Annotated in this window: 17 protein-coding genes; 13 read left to right on the top strand and 4 right to left on the bottom strand. The window is 71.3% G+C overall.

Annotated elements, in window-relative coordinates:
• Nucleotides 1-339 precede the first annotated feature (339 nt).
• Entirely contained in the window at nucleotides 340-603 is a 264-nt protein-coding gene (locus tag MFF54_RS13530) for a hypothetical protein (RefSeq protein WP_238303447.1), read from the top strand.
• 10 nt (nucleotides 604-613) lie between these two features.
• Here the strand turns inward: MFF54_RS13530 and MFF54_RS13525 are convergent, their stop codons facing one another.
• Together MFF54_RS13525 and MFF54_RS13520 are read right to left on the bottom strand one after the other, a co-directional pair.
• Entirely contained in the window at nucleotides 614-1777 is a 1164-nt protein-coding gene (locus tag MFF54_RS13525) for an iron-containing alcohol dehydrogenase (RefSeq protein WP_238303446.1), read from the bottom strand.
• 60 nt (nucleotides 1778-1837) lie between these two features.
• The gene (locus MFF54_RS13520) at nucleotides 1838-2752 is read right to left on the bottom strand and encodes a LysR family transcriptional regulator (RefSeq protein ID WP_238303445.1); all 915 of its coding nucleotides are present in this window, start codon (nucleotides 2750-2752) and stop codon (nucleotides 1838-1840) included.
• Nucleotides 2753-2880: 128 nt separating this feature from the next.
• Between MFF54_RS13520 and MFF54_RS13515 the strand changes: the two genes are divergently transcribed.
• The 6 genes from MFF54_RS13515 to MFF54_RS13490 all read left to right on the top strand — a co-directional run bounded on the left by MFF54_RS13515 (nucleotide 2881) and on the right by MFF54_RS13490 (nucleotide 10239).
• Nucleotides 2881-4377, top strand: a complete 1497-nt coding sequence (locus tag MFF54_RS13515) for a CoA-acylating methylmalonate-semialdehyde dehydrogenase (RefSeq protein ID WP_238303444.1) — start codon at nucleotides 2881-2883, stop codon at nucleotides 4375-4377.
• A gap of 95 nt (nucleotides 4378-4472) precedes the next feature.
• A complete protein-coding gene (locus MFF54_RS13510) occupies nucleotides 4473-5615 on the top strand; it encodes an acyl-CoA dehydrogenase family protein (protein ID WP_238303443.1) in 1143 nt (380 codons plus the stop codon).
• Complete coding sequence (locus tag MFF54_RS13505; protein ID WP_238303442.1) at nucleotides 5615-6664, top strand: enoyl-CoA hydratase/isomerase family protein; 1050 nt, start codon at nucleotides 5615-5617, stop codon at nucleotides 6662-6664. Before MFF54_RS13510 ends, MFF54_RS13505 begins: the two co-directional genes overlap by 1 nt.
• Nucleotides 6665-6736: 72 nt before the next feature.
• Nucleotides 6737-7666, top strand: coding sequence for a 3-hydroxyisobutyrate dehydrogenase (gene mmsB / locus MFF54_RS13500; RefSeq protein ID WP_238303441.1), 930 nt, complete (start codon nucleotides 6737-6739; stop codon nucleotides 7664-7666).
• Nucleotides 7663-8436: an enoyl-CoA hydratase gene (locus MFF54_RS13495; RefSeq protein ID WP_238303440.1), complete on the top strand. Its 774-nt coding sequence runs from the start codon at nucleotides 7663-7665 to the stop codon at nucleotides 8434-8436. Before mmsB ends, MFF54_RS13495 begins: the two co-directional genes overlap by 4 nt.
• 78 nt (nucleotides 8437-8514) lie before the next feature.
• Entirely contained in the window at nucleotides 8515-10239 is a 1725-nt protein-coding gene (locus MFF54_RS13490) for an AMP-binding protein (protein WP_238303439.1), read from the top strand.
• A gap of 34 nt (nucleotides 10240-10273) precedes the next feature.
• Here MFF54_RS13490 and MFF54_RS13485 read toward each other — a convergent pair whose 3' ends face one another.
• Nucleotides 10274-13396 carry a glycosyltransferase gene (locus tag MFF54_RS13485; protein ID WP_238303438.1) on the bottom strand — a complete coding sequence of 1041 codons (3123 nt, stop codon included), beginning with the start codon at nucleotides 13394-13396 and terminating at the stop codon, nucleotides 10274-10276.
• A 147-nt stretch (nucleotides 13397-13543) separates the two neighbouring features.
• Between MFF54_RS13485 and MFF54_RS13480 the strand changes: the two genes are divergently transcribed.
• Together MFF54_RS13480 and MFF54_RS13475 are read left to right on the top strand one after the other, a co-directional pair.
• Nucleotides 13544-14272 (top strand): DUF3750 domain-containing protein, encoded by a 729-nt coding sequence (locus MFF54_RS13480; protein ID WP_238303437.1) that lies wholly within the window; start codon nucleotides 13544-13546, stop codon nucleotides 14270-14272.
• Nucleotides 14273-14397: 125 nt separating this feature from the next.
• A complete protein-coding gene (locus tag MFF54_RS13475; protein WP_238303436.1) occupies nucleotides 14398-14604 on the top strand; it encodes a hypothetical protein in 207 nt (68 codons plus the stop codon).
• A gap of 26 nt (nucleotides 14605-14630) precedes the next feature.
• Here the strand turns inward: MFF54_RS13475 and MFF54_RS13470 are convergent, their stop codons facing one another.
• Nucleotides 14631-15083 (bottom strand): hypothetical protein, encoded by a 453-nt coding sequence (locus tag MFF54_RS13470; RefSeq protein WP_238303435.1) that lies wholly within the window; start codon nucleotides 15081-15083, stop codon nucleotides 14631-14633.
• A 256-nt stretch (nucleotides 15084-15339) separates the two neighbouring features.
• On the opposite strand from MFF54_RS13470, the gene dinB reads away from it, so the two are divergent.
• The 4 genes from dinB to MFF54_RS13450 all read left to right on the top strand — a co-directional run bounded on the left by dinB (nucleotide 15340) and on the right by MFF54_RS13450 (nucleotide 20440).
• Entirely contained in the window at nucleotides 15340-16434 is a 1095-nt protein-coding gene (gene dinB / locus MFF54_RS13465) for a DNA polymerase IV (RefSeq protein ID WP_238303434.1), read from the top strand.
• Between the two features lie 132 nt (nucleotides 16435-16566).
• Entirely contained in the window at nucleotides 16567-17319 is a 753-nt protein-coding gene (locus MFF54_RS13460) for a Crp/Fnr family transcriptional regulator (RefSeq protein WP_238303433.1), read from the top strand.
• A 61-nt stretch (nucleotides 17320-17380) separates the two neighbouring features.
• Nucleotides 17381-18439 (top strand): sensor histidine kinase, encoded by a 1059-nt coding sequence (locus tag MFF54_RS13455; protein ID WP_238303432.1) that lies wholly within the window; start codon nucleotides 17381-17383, stop codon nucleotides 18437-18439.
• Nucleotides 18440-18577: 138 nt separating this feature from the next.
• Complete coding sequence (locus tag MFF54_RS13450) at nucleotides 18578-20440, top strand: tetratricopeptide repeat protein (protein WP_238303431.1); 1863 nt, start codon at nucleotides 18578-18580, stop codon at nucleotides 20438-20440.
• Nucleotides 20441-20446: the final 6 nt, after the last annotated feature.

The raw sequence follows: 20446 nt of genomic DNA, 5'->3' as shown, positions 1-20446 counted from the left end.
TTGACGCGGACCGGAAACGTCCACATCTTGTAGGTGTTGGAGGTTGGACTTCCCGCCTCCGACCGCGGTGATTTGAAGAGCGTAGCTTGCGCCGCGATAACAAACGCTAAAGCACCACGTGGTCGTTGGCTTTATCCAAGGCTTCGTGGTCCTTCTTCAGGAGGACATCGCGTGACCTTATCGTATGTTGGAATTCTCCACTCCCGGCCCCGTATTCACGGCCGATCTGACGGTCGCTGTCGGCGCTGAGCGTCCCGCCCAAGCGGGCTCGCTTCGTCTCACGCCCTGACCACCGCAGACATGCCGGCCCGCCGCCGGCCTACAGGAGCAATTCGCCAGATGACCCATCCGTTCGTCGCCGACCCGTTCACGGAGGCGCGCGCCGATGTGCGCGCGCAGAGCGAGACCGTTCCGACCCGCATCATCGAGGTGGGCGAGACCGCCGCAGGGATCGCAGTGCCCGAGGGGCGCGGGGTGCGCTTCTTCTCCTCTGCCCGCGCCTTCGACAGCCTCGACGGCACCCTGTTCCGCGACGCAGAGCAGGCGGCCCGCGCCGCGCGGGAGCGCTCGCGCGCCCTCGGCCGGCGGCGGCCCGCCGCCTGAACGGGACCCCTCAGCCCGCCCAGACCTCGGCGTAGAGCGCTTCGATCTCGGCCGCGCTCGGCTCGACCGGGTTGTTGGCGGGCGAGCCGGAGGCGAGAGCCTGCTTCGCCATCAGCGGGGTCAGCTCCCGCCAGCGGGCGGCGTTGAGGCCGTAGGCGGCGGGGCTCGGCACTTCCAGTTCGGCGTTGAGCGCCCGCAACTCCGCGATCAGGCGCTCGACGGCGATACCCTCGCCCTCCCCCTCCGCCGCGACGCCCATGGCGCGCGCGCAGGCCCCATAGCGGGCAAGAGCCGCGGGTGCCGAGAAGGCGGTGACGGCCGGCAGCAGCATCGCGTTCGAGAGCCCGTGCGCGACGTGGAAATGCGCGCCGATCGGCCGGCTCATCCCGTGCACCAGCGCGACCGAGCTGTTCGAGAAGGCAATGCCGGCCTGCGTCGCCCCCACCATCATCGCCTCGCGCGCCGCGCGGTCGCCGGGATCGGCCCAGACCCGGCGCAGGTTCGGCGCGATCGACCGCATCGCCGCGAGCGCCATGCCATCCGAGAACGGGTTCGCCCGCTTCGAGACGTAGGCTTCGATCGCGTGGGTCAGGGCGTCGATGCCGGTATCGGCGGTGAGCCGGCGCGGCTTCGTCAGCGTCAGCTCGTAATCGACCAGGGCCGCGACCGGAAGGTAGGCGAGGCCGATGCACAGCATCTTCTCGTCGGTCTCCGCGTCCGTCACGATCGTGAAGCGCGTGGCCTCCGAGCCTGTGCCCGCGGTAGTTGGGATCGCGATGATCGGCAGGCCCGGTGCGTCCTGGAGATGGGGCGCCTTGTAGGCGCGCATGGCGCCGCCGTGCCGCGCCAGCACCGCGACGGCTTTGGCCGTGTCCATCGGGCTGCCGCCGCCGAAGCCGACGACGCAATCGTGTTCGCCCGCCTGCAGCGCCGCGAGCGCCGCCTCGACCGAGGCGACGGTCGGGTCCGGTACCGTGTCGCTGAACACGGCGGCCTGGAGTCCCGCGCCGCGCAGGCCCTCGACGAGCGCCTCGACCCGACCGCTGCCGGCGAGATAGGGGTCGGTGACGATGAAGGGACGCTGCAGGCCGAGCTGGGCCAGGACCTCCGGCAGCAGCGCCGAGGCCCCGGCGCCGATCCGCATCAGGCGCGGCAGAGCGATCGCGTGGGCCATGGTTCCTCCGGCATGCGCGCCGCGCGTGTCCGGCGGCCTCGTCGTTGATCGGCCGCGACGCTAGACCGCCGCCGCGCCGGAGAACAGCCCCTCGGCCACCTCGACCTCGCGGGCGATGAAGGCGGCGACCGCTCGAATATGGGGTGCCTTCCGGTTGTCCTCGTGGATGTGCATGTGGAAGGCGCGGGTGAGGCTGAGCGCGTCCGGCAGCACCGGCACCAGCCCCGGATAGGTCGCGGCGATGAAGGCCGGCAGGATGCAGAGGCCCGCGCCGGCGAGCGTGGCGTGGACCTGGGCCAGCAGGTTGGTGCTGCGGATGCGCGCCACCGTGTCCGGGCCGACCACGTTGAGGTAGTTCAGCTCCCGGGCGAACAGCATGTCCTCGATGTAGCCGATGAAGGGGTGGCGTCCGAGATCGGCCACCGTGCGGATCGGCTCGGCCTCCGCGAGGTAATCCGAGGCGGCGTAGACGCTGAGGCGGTAATCGGCGAGGCGCCGCGTCACCACCCGGGCCTGCTGCGGGCTCGACAGGCTGATCACGATGTCGGCCTCCCGCTTCGACAGGCTGAAGATCCGGGCGGTCGCCAGGATCTCGATCTCCAGGTCGGGGTGCTGGCGCGTCAGCCGGTGGGCGCGGGGCGCCAGGAACACGCTGCCGAACCCGTCCGGCGCGCCGACCCGCACCGTGCCCGAGACCGTGCGGCCCGCCTCCGGCGCGACGCTCGCCGCGAGAAAGGCGCTCTCCATGGCCTCGGCGGTCGCGAGCAGCCCCTCCCCGGCTTCCGTCAGCGCGTAGCCGAGGTTGCTCCGGTGGAACAGGGACCGGTCGAGGCCGTCCTCCAGGGCCTGGATGCGGCGGGCGACTGTGGTGTGCTCGGTCCCGGTCCGATGCGCGGCCGCCGTCAGCGTGCCGGTGCGCGCCACGGCCAGGAAGAAGCGCAGGTCGTCCCAGTTGCCAGCCGCCCGCTTCCGCACGATCGCCCGCCCCCGGTTACAGTGTGCAAGAATGCACAACGGATGCGAGCGCGTCCAACTTTATCGCCCAAGGCGGGCTGCTAGTCTTCCCGGCAATCAAACGAGGAAACGACACGGGAGGCGCGCGCATGCGCACCATCGGGCATTACATCGACGGCAAGATCGTCCAGGGCGAGAGCGGGCGCTTCGCCGACGTGTTCCACCCCTCGACCGGTGAGATCCAGGCGCGAGTCGCGCTGGCGAGCAAGGCCGAGATGCGCCGCGCCGTGGAGAGCGCGGCGGCCGCGCAGGCCGGCTGGGCCGCCCAGAACCCGCAGAAGCGCGCCCGCGTGATGATGCGCTTTCTCGAGCTGATCCGGGGCTACACCCAGGAGCTCGCCGAGCTTCTGGCCTCGGAGCACGGCAAGACGGTGCCGGACGCCAAGGGCGATATCCAGCGCGGCGTCGAGGTGGTGGAGTTCGCCTGCGGCATCCCGCACCTGCTGAAGGGCGAGTACACCGAGAGCGCCGGCACCGGCATCGACGTCTACTCCCTGCGTCAGCCGCTCGGCGTGGTGGCGGGCATCACGCCCTTCAACTTCCCGGCGATGATCCCGCTGTGGAAATGCGCCCCGGCCATCGCCTGCGGCAACAGCTTCATCCTGAAGCCCTCCGAGCGGGACCCCAGCGTGCCGCTGCGCATCGCCGAGATCTTCTCCGAGGCCGGCCTGCCGCCGGGCGTGCTCAACGTCGTCAACGGCGACAAGGAGGCGGTCGACGCCATCCTCGACGACGAGGAGATCCGGGCTGTGGGCTTCGTGGGCTCCTCCTCGATCGCCGAGTACATCTACGTGCGCGCCGCGCAGACGGGCAAGCGCGCCCAGTGCTTCGGCGGCGCCAAGAACCACATGATCATCATGCCCGACGCCAATCTCGACCAGGCGGTCGACGCGCTGATCGGTGCCGGCTACGGCTCGGCCGGCGAGCGCTGCATGGCGATCTCGGTGGCGGTGCCGGTCGGCGAAAGAACCGCCGACGCGCTGATGGAGCGTCTGATCCCCCGCGTCGAGAGCCTGAAGATCGGCCCCTCGCACGACGAGAGCGCCGATTACGGGCCGCTCGTCACGCGCGACGCCGTCGAGAAGGTGAAGGGCTACATCGAGACCGGCCTGCGCGAGGGCGCGCAGCTCGCCGTCGACGGGCGCGGCTTCAAGCTCCAGGGCTACGAGAACGGGTTCTATCTGGGCGGCTCGCTGTTCGACCGCGTCACCCCCGACATGACGATCTACCGCGAGGAGATCTTCGGGCCCGTGCTCTCGGTGGTGCGGGCGCAGAGCTACGAGGAGGCGCTGGCGCTCCCCTCGACGCACCAGTACGGCAACGGCGTGGCCATCTTCACCCAGGACGGCGACGCGGCGCGCGATTTCACCGCCCGGGTCAATGTGGGCATGGTCGGCGTCAACGTGCCGATCCCGGTGCCGATCGCCTACCACACCTTCGGAGGCTGGAAACGCTCCGGCTTCGGCGACCTCAACCAGCACGGACCGGACGCGATCCGCTTCTACACCAAGACCAAGACGGTCACGCAGCGTTGGCCGAGCGGCATCAAGAGCGGCGCCGAGTTCTCGATCCCGACGATGCGCTGAACCACGACCCGCCCCCCTCTCCTTATGAGAGAGGGGACGCGCGTCCGACATGCAGGGCGCGGGGCTGCCGCAGCGGCACGACGAAAGGCCACCCGATGACGTTCGGCCTCACCGAAGACCAAGTCGCGATCCGCGAGATGGCCGCGGGCTTCGCGGCCGAGCACATCGCCCCGCACGCGCTCGCGTGGGACGAGCGCAAGCATTTCCCCGTGGAGACCCTGCGGGCCGCGGCCGCCCTCGGGATGGGGGCGATCACGGTGCGCGAGGATGTCGGCGGCTCCGCTCTGTCCCGGGTCGATTCGGCCGTGATCTTCGAGGCACTGGCCGAAGGCTGCCCGACGGTCGCGGCGTTCCTGGCGATCCACAACCTCACCGCCGGGATCCTCGACCGTTTCGGGTCCGAGGCGCAGCGCCGATCTTGGCTGCCGCGGCTCGCCACGATGGAGACGGTGTCGAGCTACTGCCTGACCGAGCCGGGATCCGGCTCCGACGCGGCGGCGCTGCGGACGCGGGCCGAGCGCGACGGCGACCACTACGTCCTCAACGGCGAGAAGCAGTTCATCTCGGGCGCGGGGGCGAGCGACCTCTACCTCTGCATGGTCCGAACCGGCGAATCTGGGCCCCGCGGCATCTCGGCGGTGCTGGTCGAGAAGGGTACGCCCGGCCTCTCCTTCGGCGCCAACGAGCGCAAGATGGGCTGGAACGCCCAGCCGACCCGCGCGGTCCGCTTCGACAACGTGCGGGTGCCGGTTGAGAACCGCATCGGCCAGGAGGGCGACGGTTTCCGCATCGCCATGGCGGGGCTCGACGGCGGGCGGCTCAACATCGCGGCCTGCTCGCTCGGCGGCGCGCAGACCGCGCTGACCAGGGTGCTCACCTATATGGAGGACCGGCGCGCCTTCGGCTCGAAGCTCACCGACTTCCAGGCCCTGCAGTTCCGCCTCGCCGACATGGCGACCGATCTGACGGTCGCCCGCACCTTCCTGCACCACGCCGCCGCAGCCCTCGACGCGGGCGCGCCCGAGGCGACGACGCTCTGCGCCATGGCCAAGCGCCACGTCACCGACGTGGGCTTCCGGGTCGCCGACGACGCGCTCCAGCTCCATGGCGGCTACGGCTACCTCGCCGAGTACGGCATCGAGAAGATCGTGCGGGACCTGCGCGTGCACCGCATCCTTGAGGGCACCAACGAGATCATGCGGCTCATCATCGCCCGCGCACTGATCGGGAGGCGCTGATGGGCGACGTCCTCCTCGAAGGCGCGGGCCGCCTCGGCCGCATCCGCCTGAACCGTCCGCGGGCGTTGAACGCCCTTACGCACGCCATGGTCGGCGAGATCGACAGCGCGCTCGACCGCTTCGCGGCAGATCCCGGCATCGCCGCGGTGCTGCTCACCGGCGAGGGCGAGCGCGGGCTCTGCGCGGGGGGCGACATCCGCTCGCTCTACGAGGGCGATCTCGCCTTCGCGGAGAACTTCTGGCGGGACGAGTACAGGCTCGACGCGCGCATCGCCCAGTTCGAGAAGCCGTTCGTCGCCGTGATGGACGGGCTGACCATGGGCGGCGGCGTCGGCCTCGCGGGCCACGCGCGCCATCGCGTCGTCACCGAGCGCTCCCGGGTCGCGATGCCCGAGACGGGCATCGGCTACCTGCCGGATGTGGGCGCGACCTGGCTGCTGCCCCGCGCGCCCGGCGAGACCGGGACGTATCTCGGGCTCACCGGTGCGCCGATGGACGCGGCCGACGCGATCTACGCTGGCTTTGCCGACGCCATGGTGCCGACGGACGCCCTGCCCCGCCTCGTCGGCGTGCTGCAGGACCTGCCCGAGGAGGCCGATGCGGAGGATGTCGCCGTGGCGATCCGGGCGCTCGCGCGGGATCCCGGACCGGGGGCGCTCGCCCGGAACCGCGCGGTGATCGACCGCTGCTTCGCCTTCGACATGGTGGACGAGATCCTGTCGGCCCTGGACGCGGAGGGCTCGGACTTCGCCGCGGAGACGCGCGCGACGCTGCGCGAGAAATCGCCCGCGAGCCTCGTCCTCACTCTCTGCCTGCTGCGCTGCGGCCGCACCGCGCCGTCCCTGGAAGATTGCCTGGAGCGCGAGTTCCACGCCTCCCTCGCCGTGCTGGCGGAGGGCGATTTTCGCGAGGGCGTGCGGGCCGCCGTGATCGACAAGGACCGGAATCCCCGCTGGAACCCCGCGACGCTGGAGGCGGTCGACCCGGCCCGGATCGCGCGATGGCTGGAGAAACGGGCGGCGCCAGTGTTTCCGCGCCACGGAGCTTGAAGGATCCGCCGCGCCGAAGGTGCGCGGCCGGGAAGCGGTGGGCGACGGCGAGCGGGGACCACCCTGCCGGAGATGTCGTCGAAGACATGGGAGGAGCGCGTGGCGCAGACCATCGGGTTCATCGGGCTCGGCAACATGGGCGGGCCGATGGCGGCCAACCTCGCGGCTGCAGGCCACCGGGTGCAGGGCTTCGATCTCGTGCCGGCCTCGCTGGAGGCGGCGCACGCGGCCGGAATCGCGGTCGTCGGCTCGGCCGCGGACGCCGCGCAGGGGGCGGACGTCGTGGTCACGATGCTGCCGGCCGGGCGGCACGTGATCGAGGTCTGGAGCGGGCTCTGCGAGAGCGTGCCGGCTGGCACCCTGCTGATCGATTCGTCCACCGTCGACGTCGAGAGCGCGCGCCGCGCCCATGCGCTCGCCGAGGCGCGCGGCTGCCTTTCCGTCGACGCCCCGGTCTCGGGGGGGACCGGCGGCGCCAAGGCGGGGACGCTCACCTTCATGGCGGGCGGCGCGGACGCGGCCTTCGCCCGGGCCGAGCCGATCCTCCGGCAGATGGGCAAGGCCGTGTTCCACTGCGGCGCGGCGGGCGCCGGACAGGCCGCCAAGATCTGCAACAACATGATCCTCGGCATCTCGATGATCGGCGTGTGCGAGGCCTTCGCGCTGGGCGAGAAGCTCGGGCTCTCGCGCCAAGCTCTGTTCGACGTGGCTTCCGTCTCCTCGGGCCAGTGCTGGTCGCTCACCACCTACTGCCCGGTGCCCGGGCCCGTGCCGACCTCGCCCGCGAACAACGACTACCGTCCGGGCTTCGCCGCCGCCCTGATGCTGAAGGACCTGCGCCTCGCCCAGGCCGCGGCGGCGACCGCCGGCGCCGCGACACCGCTCGGCGCGGAGGCGGCCCAGCTCTACGCCCTGTTCGACGCGCTCGGGCACGGGGGCGAGGACTTTTCCGGCATCATCCGTATGCTGCGCGGAACCGATGCGGGAGACGCGGGCCGATGACCTACGAGACGATCCTCACCGAGACGCGCGGGCGCGTCCTGCTGATTACGCTGAATCGCCCGAAGGCGCTCAACGCGATCAACCGGCAGCTGACGGGCGAGGTCATCGAGGCGGTGACAGCCGCCGATGCCAATCCCGACATCGGCTGCATCGTGATCACCGGGTCCGAAAAGGCCTTCGCAGCCGGGGCCGACATCAAGGAGATGCAGGCGGCGACCTACGCCGAGATGTACGCGGGCGACCGCTTCGCCGACTGGGAGCGCTTCACGGCGGCGCGTACGCCGATCCTCGCCGCGGTCGCGGGCTACGCGCTCGGCGGAGGCTGCGAACTCGCCATGATGTGCGACTTCATCCTGGCCGCCGACACGGCGCAGTTCGGACAGCCCGAGATCAAGCTCGGCGTGATGCCGGGGATCGGCGGCAGCCAGCGGCTGACCCGCTTCGTCGGCAAGTCGAAGGCCATGGAGATGTGCCTCACGGGGCGGATGATGGACGCCGCCGAGGCCGAGCGCTCGGGGCTGGTCTCCCGCGTGGTACCGGCCGCCGAGCTCATGGGCGAGGCGATGCGGGTCGCCGAGATCGTGGCCTCCATGTCCCTGCCCATCGCCATGATGACCAAGGAAGCGGTCAACCGCGCCTACGAGACCACGCTGACCGAGGGCGTGCGCTTCGAGCGCCGCGTCTTTCACGCGATGTTCGCGACGCAGGACCAGAAGGAGGGCATGGCCGCCTTCGTGGAGAAGCGGCCGGCCCAGTTCACGCACGGCTGATCAGGCATGGACGAGGGGCTGCGAGACGGCCTCACGCGGTAACGACTCCACGACAAGAGACTTTGGGAGATCACGCCGATGCCGAGCTTTCGGGAGGCCCGAGACCTGCTCCTCGCACACCGCACCGACTACGCGGCGGCCTACGCGGACTTCCGGTGGCCGGAATCGGTGCCGTTCAACTGGGCGCTCGACTGGTTCGATGCGGAGCTGGCAGGCAACTTGGAGAGCCGCGCCCGGACGGCTCTGCGCATCGTCGAGCCGGCTGCCAGCACGGACCTCGCGCTGACCTTCGGAGAGATCAGCCGCCGGTCGAGTCAGGTGGCGAACCACCTGCGCCGGCTCGGCCTCCGGCGCGGCGACCACCTGCTGCTGTTGCTCGGCAACGTGCCGGCGCTGTGGGAGACGATGCTCGCCGCGATGAAGCTGGGGGCCGTGATCATCCCCGCCACGACGCTCCTGACGGCGGAGGAACTCGCCGACCGGCTGGAGCGCGGGCGCGCCCGAATGATCGTTGCGGGGCCCGAGCAGGTGGGCCGCTTCGCCGGGCTCGATACGGCGGAGGTCCTGCGCGTCGTCACCGGCCCAGCCACGGAGGGTTGGACGGCCTACGAGGCGGCCTTCACCGAGTCCGAGAGCTTCGCGCCGGACGCCGCCACGCAGGCGGACGACCCGCTGCTGCTCTACTTCACCTCCGGGACGACCGCGAAGCCGAAGCTGGTCCGCCACAGCCACCGCTCCTACCCGGTGGGCGCCCTCTCGACCATGTACTGGCTCGGGCTCCAGCCCGGCGACGTGCATTGCAACGTCTCCTCGCCCGGCTGGGCCAAGCACGCCTGGTCCTCGTTCTTCGCCCCCTGGAACGCGGGCGCGACGATCCTGGTCATCAACCAGGCGCCGTTCAACGCCAGAGTTCTGCTCGACGCCGTCGCGGACCACGGCGCCACGACGCTGTGTGCGCCGCCGACCGTCTGGCGCCTCGTGATCCAGGAGGACCTGACCGCGCGGAAGCTCGCCCTGCGCGAGGTCTGCGCTGCGGGCGAGCCGCTGAACCCCGAGATCATCGAGCGGGTCGGCGAGGCCTGGGGCCTCACGGTGCGAGACGGCTACGGCCAGACCGAGACCACCGCGCTCGTCGCCAACACGCCTGGGCAGCCGGTCCACCCGGGCTCGATGGGTCGCCCGCTGCCGGGCTATCGGGCGCGGGTGCTCGACCTCGACGGCCAGCCCGCGAGCGAGGGCGAGGTCTGCCTCGCGCTCGACGAGCGCCCGGCCGGGCTGATGCAGGGCTACGACGACGGCGCGGGCCGCCTCTCGGGCGCCGAGGGCGCGCTCTACCGCACCGGCGACGTCGCCTTCCTCGATTCGGACGGGCGCTTCACCTTCGTCGGGCGTGCGGACGACGTGTTCAAATCTTCGGGCTACCGGATCAGCCCGTTCGAGCTGGAGAGCGTGCTGATCGAGCATCCGGCGGTCGCCGAGGCCGCGGTGGTGCCCGCCCCCGATCCGATCCGCCACACGATACCGAAGGCCTACGTCACCCTGGTGGGCGCGGCCGAGGGCGGCCGTGAGACCGCGCTCGACGTGTTCCGCTTCACCAACGCCCGCCTCGCGCCGTTCAAGCGCCTGCGCGGTCTCGAATTCGTCGCGGAGCTGCCGAAGACGATCTCCGGCAAGATCCGGCGCGTGCAGCTCCGCCGCCTGGAGCACGAGAGCCGCACCGACGATCCGTTCCGCGGCGAGGCCTTCACGCAGGCGGACTTCCCGGAGCTGCGCCAAGACGAGAGGAAGCCGGAACAGGGATAGGTCCCGGCCCGCGACGGGACGGCACGCGGCACGGTCACAGATGCTTGGCTTCCGCCGCCGCCGTGAAGCCGCAGGCGCGGTAATAGGCCTCCAGGTTCAACACCGGCGGACGCGGCCACGGCGCGAGCGCCGGCGGATCGCCCAAGGCCAGCAGCGCGTCGAGCAGCACCCGCGCGTCCCGCGTCGGCGGGATCAGGTGGCCGCCGCCCTCCGCCCGGATCCGCTCGGCCGGCGCGCCGAGATCGAAGGCGGCGACCGGGTAGCCGGCGGCGCGGATCTCGGAGAGCACGTAGGAGTAGGTTTCCGGCCAGACGCTCGGCAGGAAGACGAGGTCCGGATCCGTCTCGGCCAGCAGGCCGGCCAGCTCCTCCGGCGCGTAGAGGCCCGTGACGGCGGCGTTGCCGAAGCGCAGCAGCCGCGGCGTGTCGATCGTGTGGCCGATCACCGTGAGGAAGAGCGGCGCACGCTGGCGCGCGGCCTGCTCGCAGAGCCGCAGCAGGATCTCGTAGCCTTTGTGCTCGGCGATGGCGCCGACCACCGCGACGTGGAGCGGCGCTCCCGGCGCGCGGGACCGCCGCGGCCGGTTCGGTGCCGCCCCCGGATCGGGCTCGGGATGGGGCACCACCGCGATGCCGGAGAGGTCGAAGCGCCGGGCATAGCGCTCGGCCGTGTCCCGCGAGGGCGCGAGCAGCGCGCTGGCGCCCCGCAGCAGGCGCTCGTTGAACGCGAGGAAGCCCGGCATGTCGGTCTGGATCAGACCGGTCTGGTCTCCGAAATCGTAGTCGAGGTCGCGGTCGACGCAGATCTGACAGACCTGCGGGGGCGGCTCGCCGCAGTAGAAGCGCCGCCCGTCGGTGAGGTTCACCCGCGGGCAGTACCACTGGAAATCGTGCAGCGTCACCGCGTAGGGCCGGCGCCCGTCGAGGAGCCCCGCCAGCACGTCGCCGGTGAGGAACAGGCGGGAATGGACGTGCAGGGCGATCGCCACCCCGCGCGCTTCCAGCCCGGCGAGGACAGCCTCGACGCGGCCGGCCTGCAGGGTCAGGCTCACGCCCGCCCGGTCGACGCTCAGCTCCCAGCGCCGGTCGACCCCATCGGTATCGACGGGGCGCAGCACCGCGACCTCGTGCTCCGGTGCGCGCGGCAGGGCGCAGAGATCGGCGATGAAGCGCTTCGTACCACCGCCGAAGCCGTGGGTGAGGTGGAGCGTCAGGCGCGCGAAGCGGCCGGCGAGAAGCCGCAGCAGCACCGCCTCGCGCAGCGGCTCCAGCGGGTCGGCCCGGGTGAAGGCCTCGAGCTCCGGGACATAGTCCGGGTAGAGCGCCTCCAGCCGGGCATGGTTGACGGCGAGAAGCGCCAGCCGGGCGGCGGGCGTGAAGGAGACCGAGCCCTCGTGCATCACGAAGGTGTCGGTCGCCGCGAGATGGACCCAGCCGAGGTCGCGGGCAGTGAGGCACCACTCGACCTCCTCGCAATAACCCCGGCCCCAGTCGAGGGAGAGCGGGCCGACCTCGTCGAGCGCGGCCCGGTTGAGGTGCATGCAGAAGCCGATTCCGGTTGGAATCTCGACCGGCTCCGCCCCGTGCCCGGCGAAGGCTGCGTCGAGAGCGGCGGCATCAAGACCCAGCGGGTCCGGGTTGCGCTCGGTCGTACTCGGGAAGCTCAGAATCGTCGCGGTGTTCGACATCGGCGTCACCGAGGCGATGCCGGGCCGTACGTGGCAGTGCCGGGCGAGCCGCTCGACCGCGCCGGGCGGCAGGACCGTGTCGGCATTGAGAAGCAGCGCGTCCTCGCCGCGCGCAAGCATCGCGATCCCGCGGTTCACCGTGGCGATGAAGCCGAGATTCTTCGCGTTCCGCGCGATGGTCAGGCCCGGATAGCGCCGGGATTCGAGCTCCGCGAGGTAACGCCCGACGTCCGGATCGGGCGAGGCGTCGTCGATGAGGATCGCCCGCACGCGCCGGGGTGCGAGTTGCGGCAGCAGGGCGCCGAGGCAGAGCTTGAGATCGGCGAGCCCGTCATAGACGGGCACGATCGCGCAGACCGGCGGCGGCTGCACGGTCGGACGAACGACCGCCCCCGGCGCGAAGGCCGGCGCGGAGGCCGCCGCACTGCCGGGCTGAAAGGCGATCGCCGCGTCCGGCGCCCGGCGCTCGACGTCGTGGATCCGCGCCCGCAGGGCGCGGCGGCGCCCGAGGCTGAGGGCGGCGCGCTCCGAGCCGCGTCCGTCCGGCCCGAGCAGCGCGGTGCGCGCCTCCGCCCGATGCGCGGCAACCCGGCCGATGAGGTCGCTGCCGACCCGGCCGACGACCCGGCCGCTGCCCTCGGGACCGGCCACCAGCAGGCTCCCGGGCTCGACCGGCTCCTCGAAGGCGAAGCTCGCCCACGCGCGCCCGAAGGCGGCCCGAAGGTCGGCGCGTGCGTGCGTGGTGGCGCTGGCGCGGGTGATCCCGTCCGTGACGATCCGCAGGGTCGTGGGAGCGTCCTCGGCGGAGCGGTCGAAATACCAGCCGGAGAGGCCTTCCCGGCCCGCCGCCTCGATGTGGAATTTCGGCCGCGCCCGCCAGGGTCCGAGGTCGAGCAGGGTCTCGCCCGCCCGCACGCCGAGCCGGTACTCGGCACCGTCGAGCACGCGCGAGGGCAGCGGCAGACGGAAGCCATTCCAGCCATCCTCCCCGCCGCCCATCAGGAAGCGCCGGAAGCGGTCGAGGACGACGGGCTCGCCGGCCTCGCCGTCGATGACCAGTTGCACGCGCGGAGCGTCGCAGGCGAAGAGCGGCGAGACCCAGCCCTCCAGGCCGTAATCGCGCACACCCTCGATCCGTCCCGCGTAGCGGCCGGGCGCCAGGGTGAAACGCTGCCGCTGGGTCCGGCCGCCGGCCTGCACGCTCAAGGTGCAGGTTCCCGCCCCACGGGCGGGAAGCGGCGCGACGAGGAGCGTCGTACCCATCTCGGAGAAGACCTGCACGCCATCAACCGGATACTCAGGTGCGTCGCCCATCCGCGCGGCAATCCGCACGGCGTCGGGGGACGTGCCGGGTTCGAGCGCGACCGCGACACCACCGTTGAAGGGCGTGAACCACGCGACCGGCCCGGGATGGCGCAGCCAGCGCCGCCCATCCGTGCCCAGTCGCTTCAGCTGTTTCAGAAGATCCAAGGCCGCGCGGCTCCAAAACCTCGGCGTCCCGAGCGGGGCGCGGCTCCTCATAACGGTTCCGATCTGCCGGCGAAACGCCGCGCCTCTCGCGGCGGCCCAGGGCCGGCACCATATCAGCCACGCTCCCCATCTCACTCAGGTCCCCGCGTGCTCAGGATCGCCGTTCTCGCGCTCGTCCTCCTCTACCTCCTGCCTATCGGTGTCTCGGCTCTTCTCTACGCCGCCCGCGCGCGCGGCGACTGGCGCTCGGCCGACCGCTCCAGCGCCGGCCTGCTGCCCGATCCGCGGGCGCATCGCGCGGCCCTGGTACGGGTCTTCTCGGCTCGCACGGTGAGCTGGCGCGGGATTCTGGCGACCCATGCCTGGATCGTGGTGAAGGAGGAGGGCGCCACCGCCTACAGCCGCTTCGACTACACCGCCTGGGGCCGGCCGATCTGGGTCGACCGCTTCGTGCCGGACGGGCGCTGGTTCGGCAGCCTGCCCGAGACCGTGGTCGGCCTCGACGGGCCCGAGGCCGCGGCGGCGATCCCGCGCATCCGCGGGGTGATCGCCGGCTACCGCTACGCCGCGCCCGGCGATTACACGGTCTGGCCGGGCCCGAACTCGAACACCTTCGTGGCCGCCGTGATGGCAGCGGTGCCCGAGGTCGGCGCGAGCCTGCCCGCGACCGCGATCGGCAAGGATTTTCCCTACGACGGCCGCTGGTTCGGTCCGACGCCCTCGGGAACGGGCCTACGGCTCAATCTCGGCGGCTATCTCGGGGTGACGCTCGGCTGGGTCGAGGGGATCGAGCTGAACATCCTCGGCGCGGTCGCCGGGCTCGACCTGCGCCGCCCGGCGCTGAAGCTCCCGGCTCTCGGCCGTCTCGGTTTCTGAACCGATACGGCCGAGAGCCGGGTGCGCCGCCACACCGCGGACGCCTTCCCCTTGCGTCAAGACATCAGGGCGAAACCCGGCCGGCCCTATCACCTGCCGCGTCAGCGAGCGCGGAAGGCTGCCCGATGGTCGTCGCCCACCTGTTCCGAATCCTCAGCGCGGTCCTGTTCGCCGCGGCGCTGGTCATCGCGCCGCTCGCGAACCCGCTCCTCGTCTCGGCCTGCCTGATCCTCGGCGGCACCCTCGCGGCCTGGCGCGGTGCCGCCGATCTCGGTCTCCTAACGGGCGCCCTCGGTCTCGCCCGGTCCGTGGCCGTCCGACACCGGGCCTGAGAAGCTCGCGGAGGCTCCGCGACGCCTCACCCGCCCCGGCGCAGGACCGGGCAGGCCTCGCTGATCGCGGGGCCGAGGATGACGTCGCCCTGGTTAGGGTTGTTCACCGTGAACGGCGCCGTGCCCTGCATGCCCCAGAAGCCCTTGCCCATCTGGGGCCGGAACCAGGGATCTCCGAAATCGATGAAGCAGCGGTCCTGCACCGCCACGTAGGCGAAGCTCGCCTGTGCCACGGGCCCGCCCGCTGCCACGTCCCCGCAATAGGCCGCGAGGCTGATCGTGCCCGGGCGCTCCAGCCGCAGCGGCACCGACCGACCGGGCAGGATCGTCACCGGCGGCCCGCCGTCGCGGCTCGCCACCAGCACGAGGGCCGATCGGTTGTAGACCCGCCGCATGCAGCCGGCCGCAGCGTCGGCGCTCCACGCGCCCGCGAGGATCGCCGCCGCCGCCAGCGCGGCACTCCGTCTCCACTGCATCATGGTTGCCGAGATCCTCACGCGACAGGCCCTCCGGCGGAGGGCGCCTGCCGAGGGTGATAGCGCATCGCGGGCCGCCGCCAAGCCTGCGTGGGATTCCTTCTGCGGCCTGTGGTTGAGTCGGCCAAGGTCACGACCAGGTTCACGACCACGTTCACGATAGCGGTGGACGGTCCTCAGACCGACGCTTGACCGGGTCGACGCCGGCTCCCATCGAGAGAACGAAAGCCGAACCTGTCGCAACGGTCGCGAGTCCAGGATGCCGCCCGAGACGGACCCGATCCCGAAGCCGCGCAAGATCATCCACATCGACATGGACGCCTTCTACGCCTCCGTGGAGCAGCGGGACGACCCGGCCCTGCGCGGGCGGCCCGTCGCGGTCGGCGGCTCGCGCGAGCGCGGCGTCGTGGCGGCGGCGAGCTACGAGGCGCGCGCCTTCGGGGTCCGCTCGGCGATGCCGTCGGTAACCGCGCGGCGGCGCTGCCCGGACCTCGTCTTCGTCAAGCCGCGCTTCGAGGTCTACCGGGCGATCTCCGAGGAGATCCGGGCGATCTTCGCCGAGCATACCGCGATCATCGAGCCGGTCGCCCTCGACGAGGCCTATCTCGACGTGACCGAGAACCTGCAGGGCCTGCCGAGCGCGACCGCCGTTGCGCGGGCGATCCGGGCGGCGATCCTGGAGCGGACCGGCCTCGTCGCCTCGGCGGGCGTCTCCTACAACAAGTTCCTGGCCAAGGTCGCCTCGGACCACCGCAAGCCGGACGCGCTCTTCGTGATCACGCCCGCCATGGGACCGACCTTCGTCGAGACACTCGGCATCGGTCGCTTCCACGGCGTCGGGCCGGTGACCGAGGCGCGGATGCGCGCGCTCGGGATCGAGACGGGCCGCGACCTGCGCGAGCGCCCGCTGGAGGAGCTGAGCGCGCATTTCGGCAGCGCCGCCGCCTACTACCACGCGGTTGCCCGCGGGATGGACGACCGGCCGGTCCGGGCGCACCGCGTCCGCAAATCCATCGGCGCCGAGACCACCTTCGGCGAGGACACCGCCGACCGAACCGTCCTGGCCGACCGTCTGCAGCCGATCATCGACCGGGTCTGGCAGGCGAGCGTCGACAAGGGTGCGCGCGGGCGCACCGTGACCCTGAAGCTGAAGCTCTCGGACTTCACGCTGATGACGCGCGCCCGCTCGGCTACCCTGCCGGTCGCAGATCGTACCGGGCTCGAGCGCGTCGCCCTCGGGCTGCTCGACGAGGCGATGCCCCTGCGCCGCACCGCGCGCCTCGTCGGACTCAGCCTGTCGGGCCTAGAGCGGGGCGATGCGCCGGAACCCGCGCAGCTCGGCCTCGCGATCTGACGCTATACAACCAAAGCTCAGAGGAACGGAGGTTACGCCGACCACAGGATGTGTCATAAAAAATAACGCAGGTGAATTTCTGGCCGCGATACGATTTTTAAGGCTTGTGCGCACGCCTGTTCGAGGGACCGCATGCCTCGGCATTTCCTCAGAAAACTGGACCTGTTCACCCGGCTCTCGGCGGACGATCGTCGGGCGTTGGAGAGTGTCGTCGGCGAGAGGGTGCGTCGCATCGGCGCCCGCGAGGACATCGTCCGCGAGGGTGATGCCGCCAGCCACGTGCACCTGATCGTCGAGGGTTGGGCCTGCCGCTACAAGCAGCTGGAAGACGGCAGGCGCCAGATCGTCGCCTTCTTCATGCCGGGAGATCTCTGCGACACCTTCATCGACGTCCTGCGCGAGATGGACCAAGCCATCGGCACCCTCACCCCGGTGACCTTCGCGGAGATCTCGCGGGACGCCCTCGGCGGAATGGCGGCGCGACACCCGCGGATCCTGCAGGCTCTCTGGTGGGACACGCTGGTCTCGGCCTCGATCCAGCGGGAATGGACGGTCAATCTAGGCCAGCGCTCCGCGACCGAGCGGCTCGGACATCTCCTGTGCGAGCTGTTCATCCGGCTGCAGGGCGTCGGGCTGACGGAGGGCAACCATTGCGTGCTGCCCACGACGCAGGCCGACCTCGCCGACGCGATGGGCCTCTCCACGGTCCACATCAACCGGACGCTCCAGGAGCTGCGCGGCTCGGGCCTGATCGTGCTGAAGGGGCGCAACCTCACGATTCCCGACCTCAGTGCTCTCCAGGCCGCCTCGCTGTTCACCCCGAACTACCTCCATTTCGATCACGTCGGCCGCCATCTCGACGCCGTTGAACCCCTTGCGGTGTAGCCGGTTACGGTCATAGCGGATCGCCAAGCCAGAACGTCTCGACCAGCCGACTCTGAAACCAATGATTGACCGGACCGATCAGGAGGCCGAGAGCGCGAGGCAGGTGGGCCGCCCCGGGGCACCGGGCGATCTGCCGACCCAGGACGAGAACTTCCGGCTCCTCGTGGATACGATCCCGCAGCTCGTCTGGCGCGCGCGGGGACGGGGCAACTGGGTCTGGTCGAGCCGGCAATGGCAGAGCTTCACCGGCCAGAGCGAGGCCGAGGCGCGCGACCGCGGCTGGCTCGCGGCCGTCCACCCGGACGACCGGGCCAGCACCGAGGCCGCCTGGACCAGGGCCGAGGCCGAGGATCGGCTCGCGGTCGAGCACCGGCTGCTCCAGGCGTCCACGGGCGAGTATCGCTGGTTCGAGACCCGCGCCCTGCCGGTCCGCGGCTCCGGCGGAGAGGCGCGAGAGTGGTTCGGCACCGCGACCGACATCCACGACCTGAAGATGGCACAGTCGCTGCAGGCCCACCTGCTCAGCGAGTTGCAGCACCGGGTCCGCAACACCCTGGCCACGGTCCGTGCGATCGCCCGGCGCTCCGCCGAGACGAGCGAGAGCGTCGAGGACTACGCCATGCATCTCGAGGGTCGGCTGAACGCCGTCTCGCGGGTGCAGAGCGCGATCATCCGCAACCCGATCGGCGGTCTCAGCCTGCCGCTCCTGGTGGCCGACGAGCTCTTCGCCTACCACGCCCACGAAGGCGAGGACTTCACGATCGCCGGCCCACCGGTCGTGGTTCCTGCACGCGCCGCGGAGCGCCTAGCCCTTGCGCTGCACGAGCTTGCAACCAATGCGGTCAAGTTCGGCGCGCTGGCGCAGCAGGAGCGGGGCTCGATCGCGATCGCCTGGACGGTGGAAGACCGTGAGAAGGGCCCCGTTCTGATCCTCGACTGGACGGAAGGCGGTCTCAGTCTCGCGGGCGTGGAACCGCGGCGCTCCGGTTTCGGCATGGACGTGCTGCAGCGCATGCTGCCGCACGACCTAAAGGCGGAGGTCGTCGTTGCCTTCTGCTCCGACGGGCTGACCTGCCGCATCGCCCTGCCGCTCGACGCCGCGAAGCGGTCGCCGGCCTGAACGGGATGTGAGGCGGGGGGCGCCGACCGCGCCATCCTTTCGCCTTGCGGGCATGGCCCGAAGGGTCCACTGTCCGCCCGACCTCGCGCCGCCTCCGGGTTCCCGGTCGCGGCGCCCCAGGAGCCGCGACCCTTGTTCATGCTCGACCGACGCGTCCGCCGCACCGTCCCGGTGCTCGCTCTCGCCCTCGCCGCCGGGTTCGCGCCCGCCGTCCAGGCCGCGCAGCCGCGCGAATCCGCGCCCGTCACCGAGTACGAACCCGCCGAATCCCTCGAGGGCAATTTCCTCGCCGCCTACATCGCGGGCGCGGCCCGCGACACCGCGGCGGCGGCCACCTTCTACCGCGAGGCGGTGAAGGCCGATCCGCGCAACGCCGAGCTTCTGGAGCGCGCCTTCATCTCGATGCTGGCCGACGGCGCCCTGCCGGACGCCTTCCGGGCGGCCGAGCGCCTGACGAGCCGGGACGGCGCCAACGGGCTCGCCAACCTCGCGCTCGGCGTGCGCCAGATCAAGGCGAGCCAGTGGTCGGCAGCGCGCCAGAACTTCGCCCGGAGCGGCCGCGGCGCGGCCGCCGACCTCACCGCGACCCTCCTGACCGCCTGGGCCTACGCGGGTGCTGGTGACGGCAAGAAGGCGCTGGAGACGGTCGGGCGCCTGCGCGGCGAGCGCTACTACAACACCTTCCGCGACTACCACGCGGGCCTGATCGCCTCCGTCGTCGGCGACCAGGCAGAGGCCGAGCGCCGCCTGAAGGCCGCCTACGAGGCCGACAAGAACACCCTGCGGGTGGTCGACGCGTATGCCCGCCAGCAGGCCGCCGCTGGCCGCACCGACGTGGCGATTCAGGCCTATACCGAGTTCGAGAGCCTGATGCCGCGCCATCCGATCGTGCGCGACGCCCTCGACAAGCTGAAGGCCGGCAAGCCGCTGGGGCGCCTGATCACGACGGCGCAGGAGGGCGCTGGCGAGGTGCTGTACGGCCTCGGCTCGGCCGGCTCGACGCAAGGGGACGAGCTGCCGGCGGTGATCTATCTCCGCCTCGCGCTCTATCTCGCGCCCGAGCACGGGCTCGCGCGCCTGACGCTCGCCGACATCCTGGACCGGATGAAGCAGCCCGAGAAGGCGAACGAGGCCTACAGCCAGATCCCGGCCTCCTCCCCGCTCAAGCTCAACGCCGACATCCAGGTCGGCCTGAACCTCGAGCAGATGGGTAAGGGCGACGAGGCGTTGGCCCATCTCGACGCCGTGATGAAGGCGCACCCGGACGACATCGACGTGGTGACGGCGCTCGGCAACGTGCAGCGCTCGCGCAAGAAGTACGCCGAGGCCGCCGAGACCTACACCAAGGCGATCAACCTGATCGGCGACCGGCCGGTGCAGAACTACTGGACCACCTTCTACTTCCGCGGCACCGCCTACGAGCGCGCGAAGCAGTGGCCCAAGGCCGAGGCCGACCTGAAGAAGGCGCTGGAGCTGGTGCCGGCGAGCCAGCCCGCGGCCCGCGCCCAGGTGCTGAACTATCTGGGCTATTCCTGGGTGGATCAGAAGATCAACATCGACCAGGCCTTCACGCTCCTCAAGCAGGCGGCGGACGCCAGCCCGCGCGACGGCATGATCGTCGACAGCCTCGGCTGGGCCTACTACCGCCTCGGGCGCTGGGACGACGCCGTGCGCGAGCTTGAGAAGGCGGTCGAGCTGAAGCCGGGCGACCCGACGATCAACGACCATCTGGGCGACGCCTACTGGCGGGCCGGACGCCGCCTCGAGGGCAAATTCCAGTGGCAGCACGCCAAGGATCTGAACCCCGAGCCGGACGATCTTGCCCAGATCAACGAGAAGCTGAAGAACGGCCTGCCGGATATCGAGAAGCCGACCGCCACCGCCGAGAATCCGCCGGCCCCGGTCGCGGCCCCGCACAACCCGGAGAACCCAGAACTGCCGAAGGGTGCGCCCCAGCCGAGCGAGCCGCCCGGCGCGGCCGACAAGAAGACGGGCGGCTAGGCGCTC

Source organism: Methylobacterium gregans (assembly GCF_022179245.1).
In the GTDB taxonomy this organism is placed as follows: Bacteria; Pseudomonadota; Alphaproteobacteria; order Rhizobiales; family Beijerinckiaceae; genus Methylobacterium; species Methylobacterium gregans.
This window is presented reverse-complemented; position numbering and strand designations above follow the sequence as displayed.

What these genes read in the sequence shown, in the direction of transcription:
- MFF54_RS13490 (WP_238303439.1), top strand. Translation starts at nt 8,515, where the DNA reads ATGCCGAGCTTTCGGGAGGCCCGAGACCTGCTCCTCGCACACCGCACC.
- MFF54_RS13475 (WP_238303436.1), top strand. Translation starts at nt 14,398, where the DNA reads ATGGTCGTCGCCCACCTGTTCCGAATCCTCAGCGCGGTCCTGTTCGCC.
- MFF54_RS13495 (WP_238303440.1), top strand. Translation starts at nt 7,663, where the DNA reads ATGACCTACGAGACGATCCTCACCGAGACGCGCGGGCGCGTCCTGCTG.
- MFF54_RS13460 (WP_238303433.1), top strand. Translation starts at nt 16,567, where the DNA reads ATGCCTCGGCATTTCCTCAGAAAACTGGACCTGTTCACCCGGCTCTCG.
- MFF54_RS13470 (WP_238303435.1), bottom strand. Translation starts at nt 15,083, where the DNA reads ATGATGCAGTGGAGACGGAGTGCCGCGCTGGCGGCGGCGGCGATCCTC.
- MFF54_RS13505 (WP_238303442.1), top strand. Translation starts at nt 5,615, where the DNA reads ATGGGCGACGTCCTCCTCGAAGGCGCGGGCCGCCTCGGCCGCATCCGC.
- mmsB (WP_238303441.1), top strand. Translation starts at nt 6,737, where the DNA reads ATGTCGTCGAAGACATGGGAGGAGCGCGTGGCGCAGACCATCGGGTTC.
- MFF54_RS13510 (WP_238303443.1), top strand. Translation starts at nt 4,473, where the DNA reads ATGACGTTCGGCCTCACCGAAGACCAAGTCGCGATCCGCGAGATGGCC.
- MFF54_RS13455 (WP_238303432.1), top strand. Translation starts at nt 17,381, where the DNA reads ATGATTGACCGGACCGATCAGGAGGCCGAGAGCGCGAGGCAGGTGGGC.
- MFF54_RS13450 (WP_238303431.1), top strand. Translation starts at nt 18,578, where the DNA reads ATGCTCGACCGACGCGTCCGCCGCACCGTCCCGGTGCTCGCTCTCGCC.
- MFF54_RS13525 (WP_238303446.1), bottom strand. Translation starts at nt 1,777, where the DNA reads ATGGCCCACGCGATCGCTCTGCCGCGCCTGATGCGGATCGGCGCCGGG.
- dinB (WP_238303434.1), top strand. Translation starts at nt 15,340, where the DNA reads ATGCCGCCCGAGACGGACCCGATCCCGAAGCCGCGCAAGATCATCCAC.
- MFF54_RS13530 (WP_238303447.1), top strand. Translation starts at nt 340, where the DNA reads ATGACCCATCCGTTCGTCGCCGACCCGTTCACGGAGGCGCGCGCCGAT.
- MFF54_RS13515 (WP_238303444.1), top strand. Translation starts at nt 2,881, where the DNA reads ATGCGCACCATCGGGCATTACATCGACGGCAAGATCGTCCAGGGCGAG.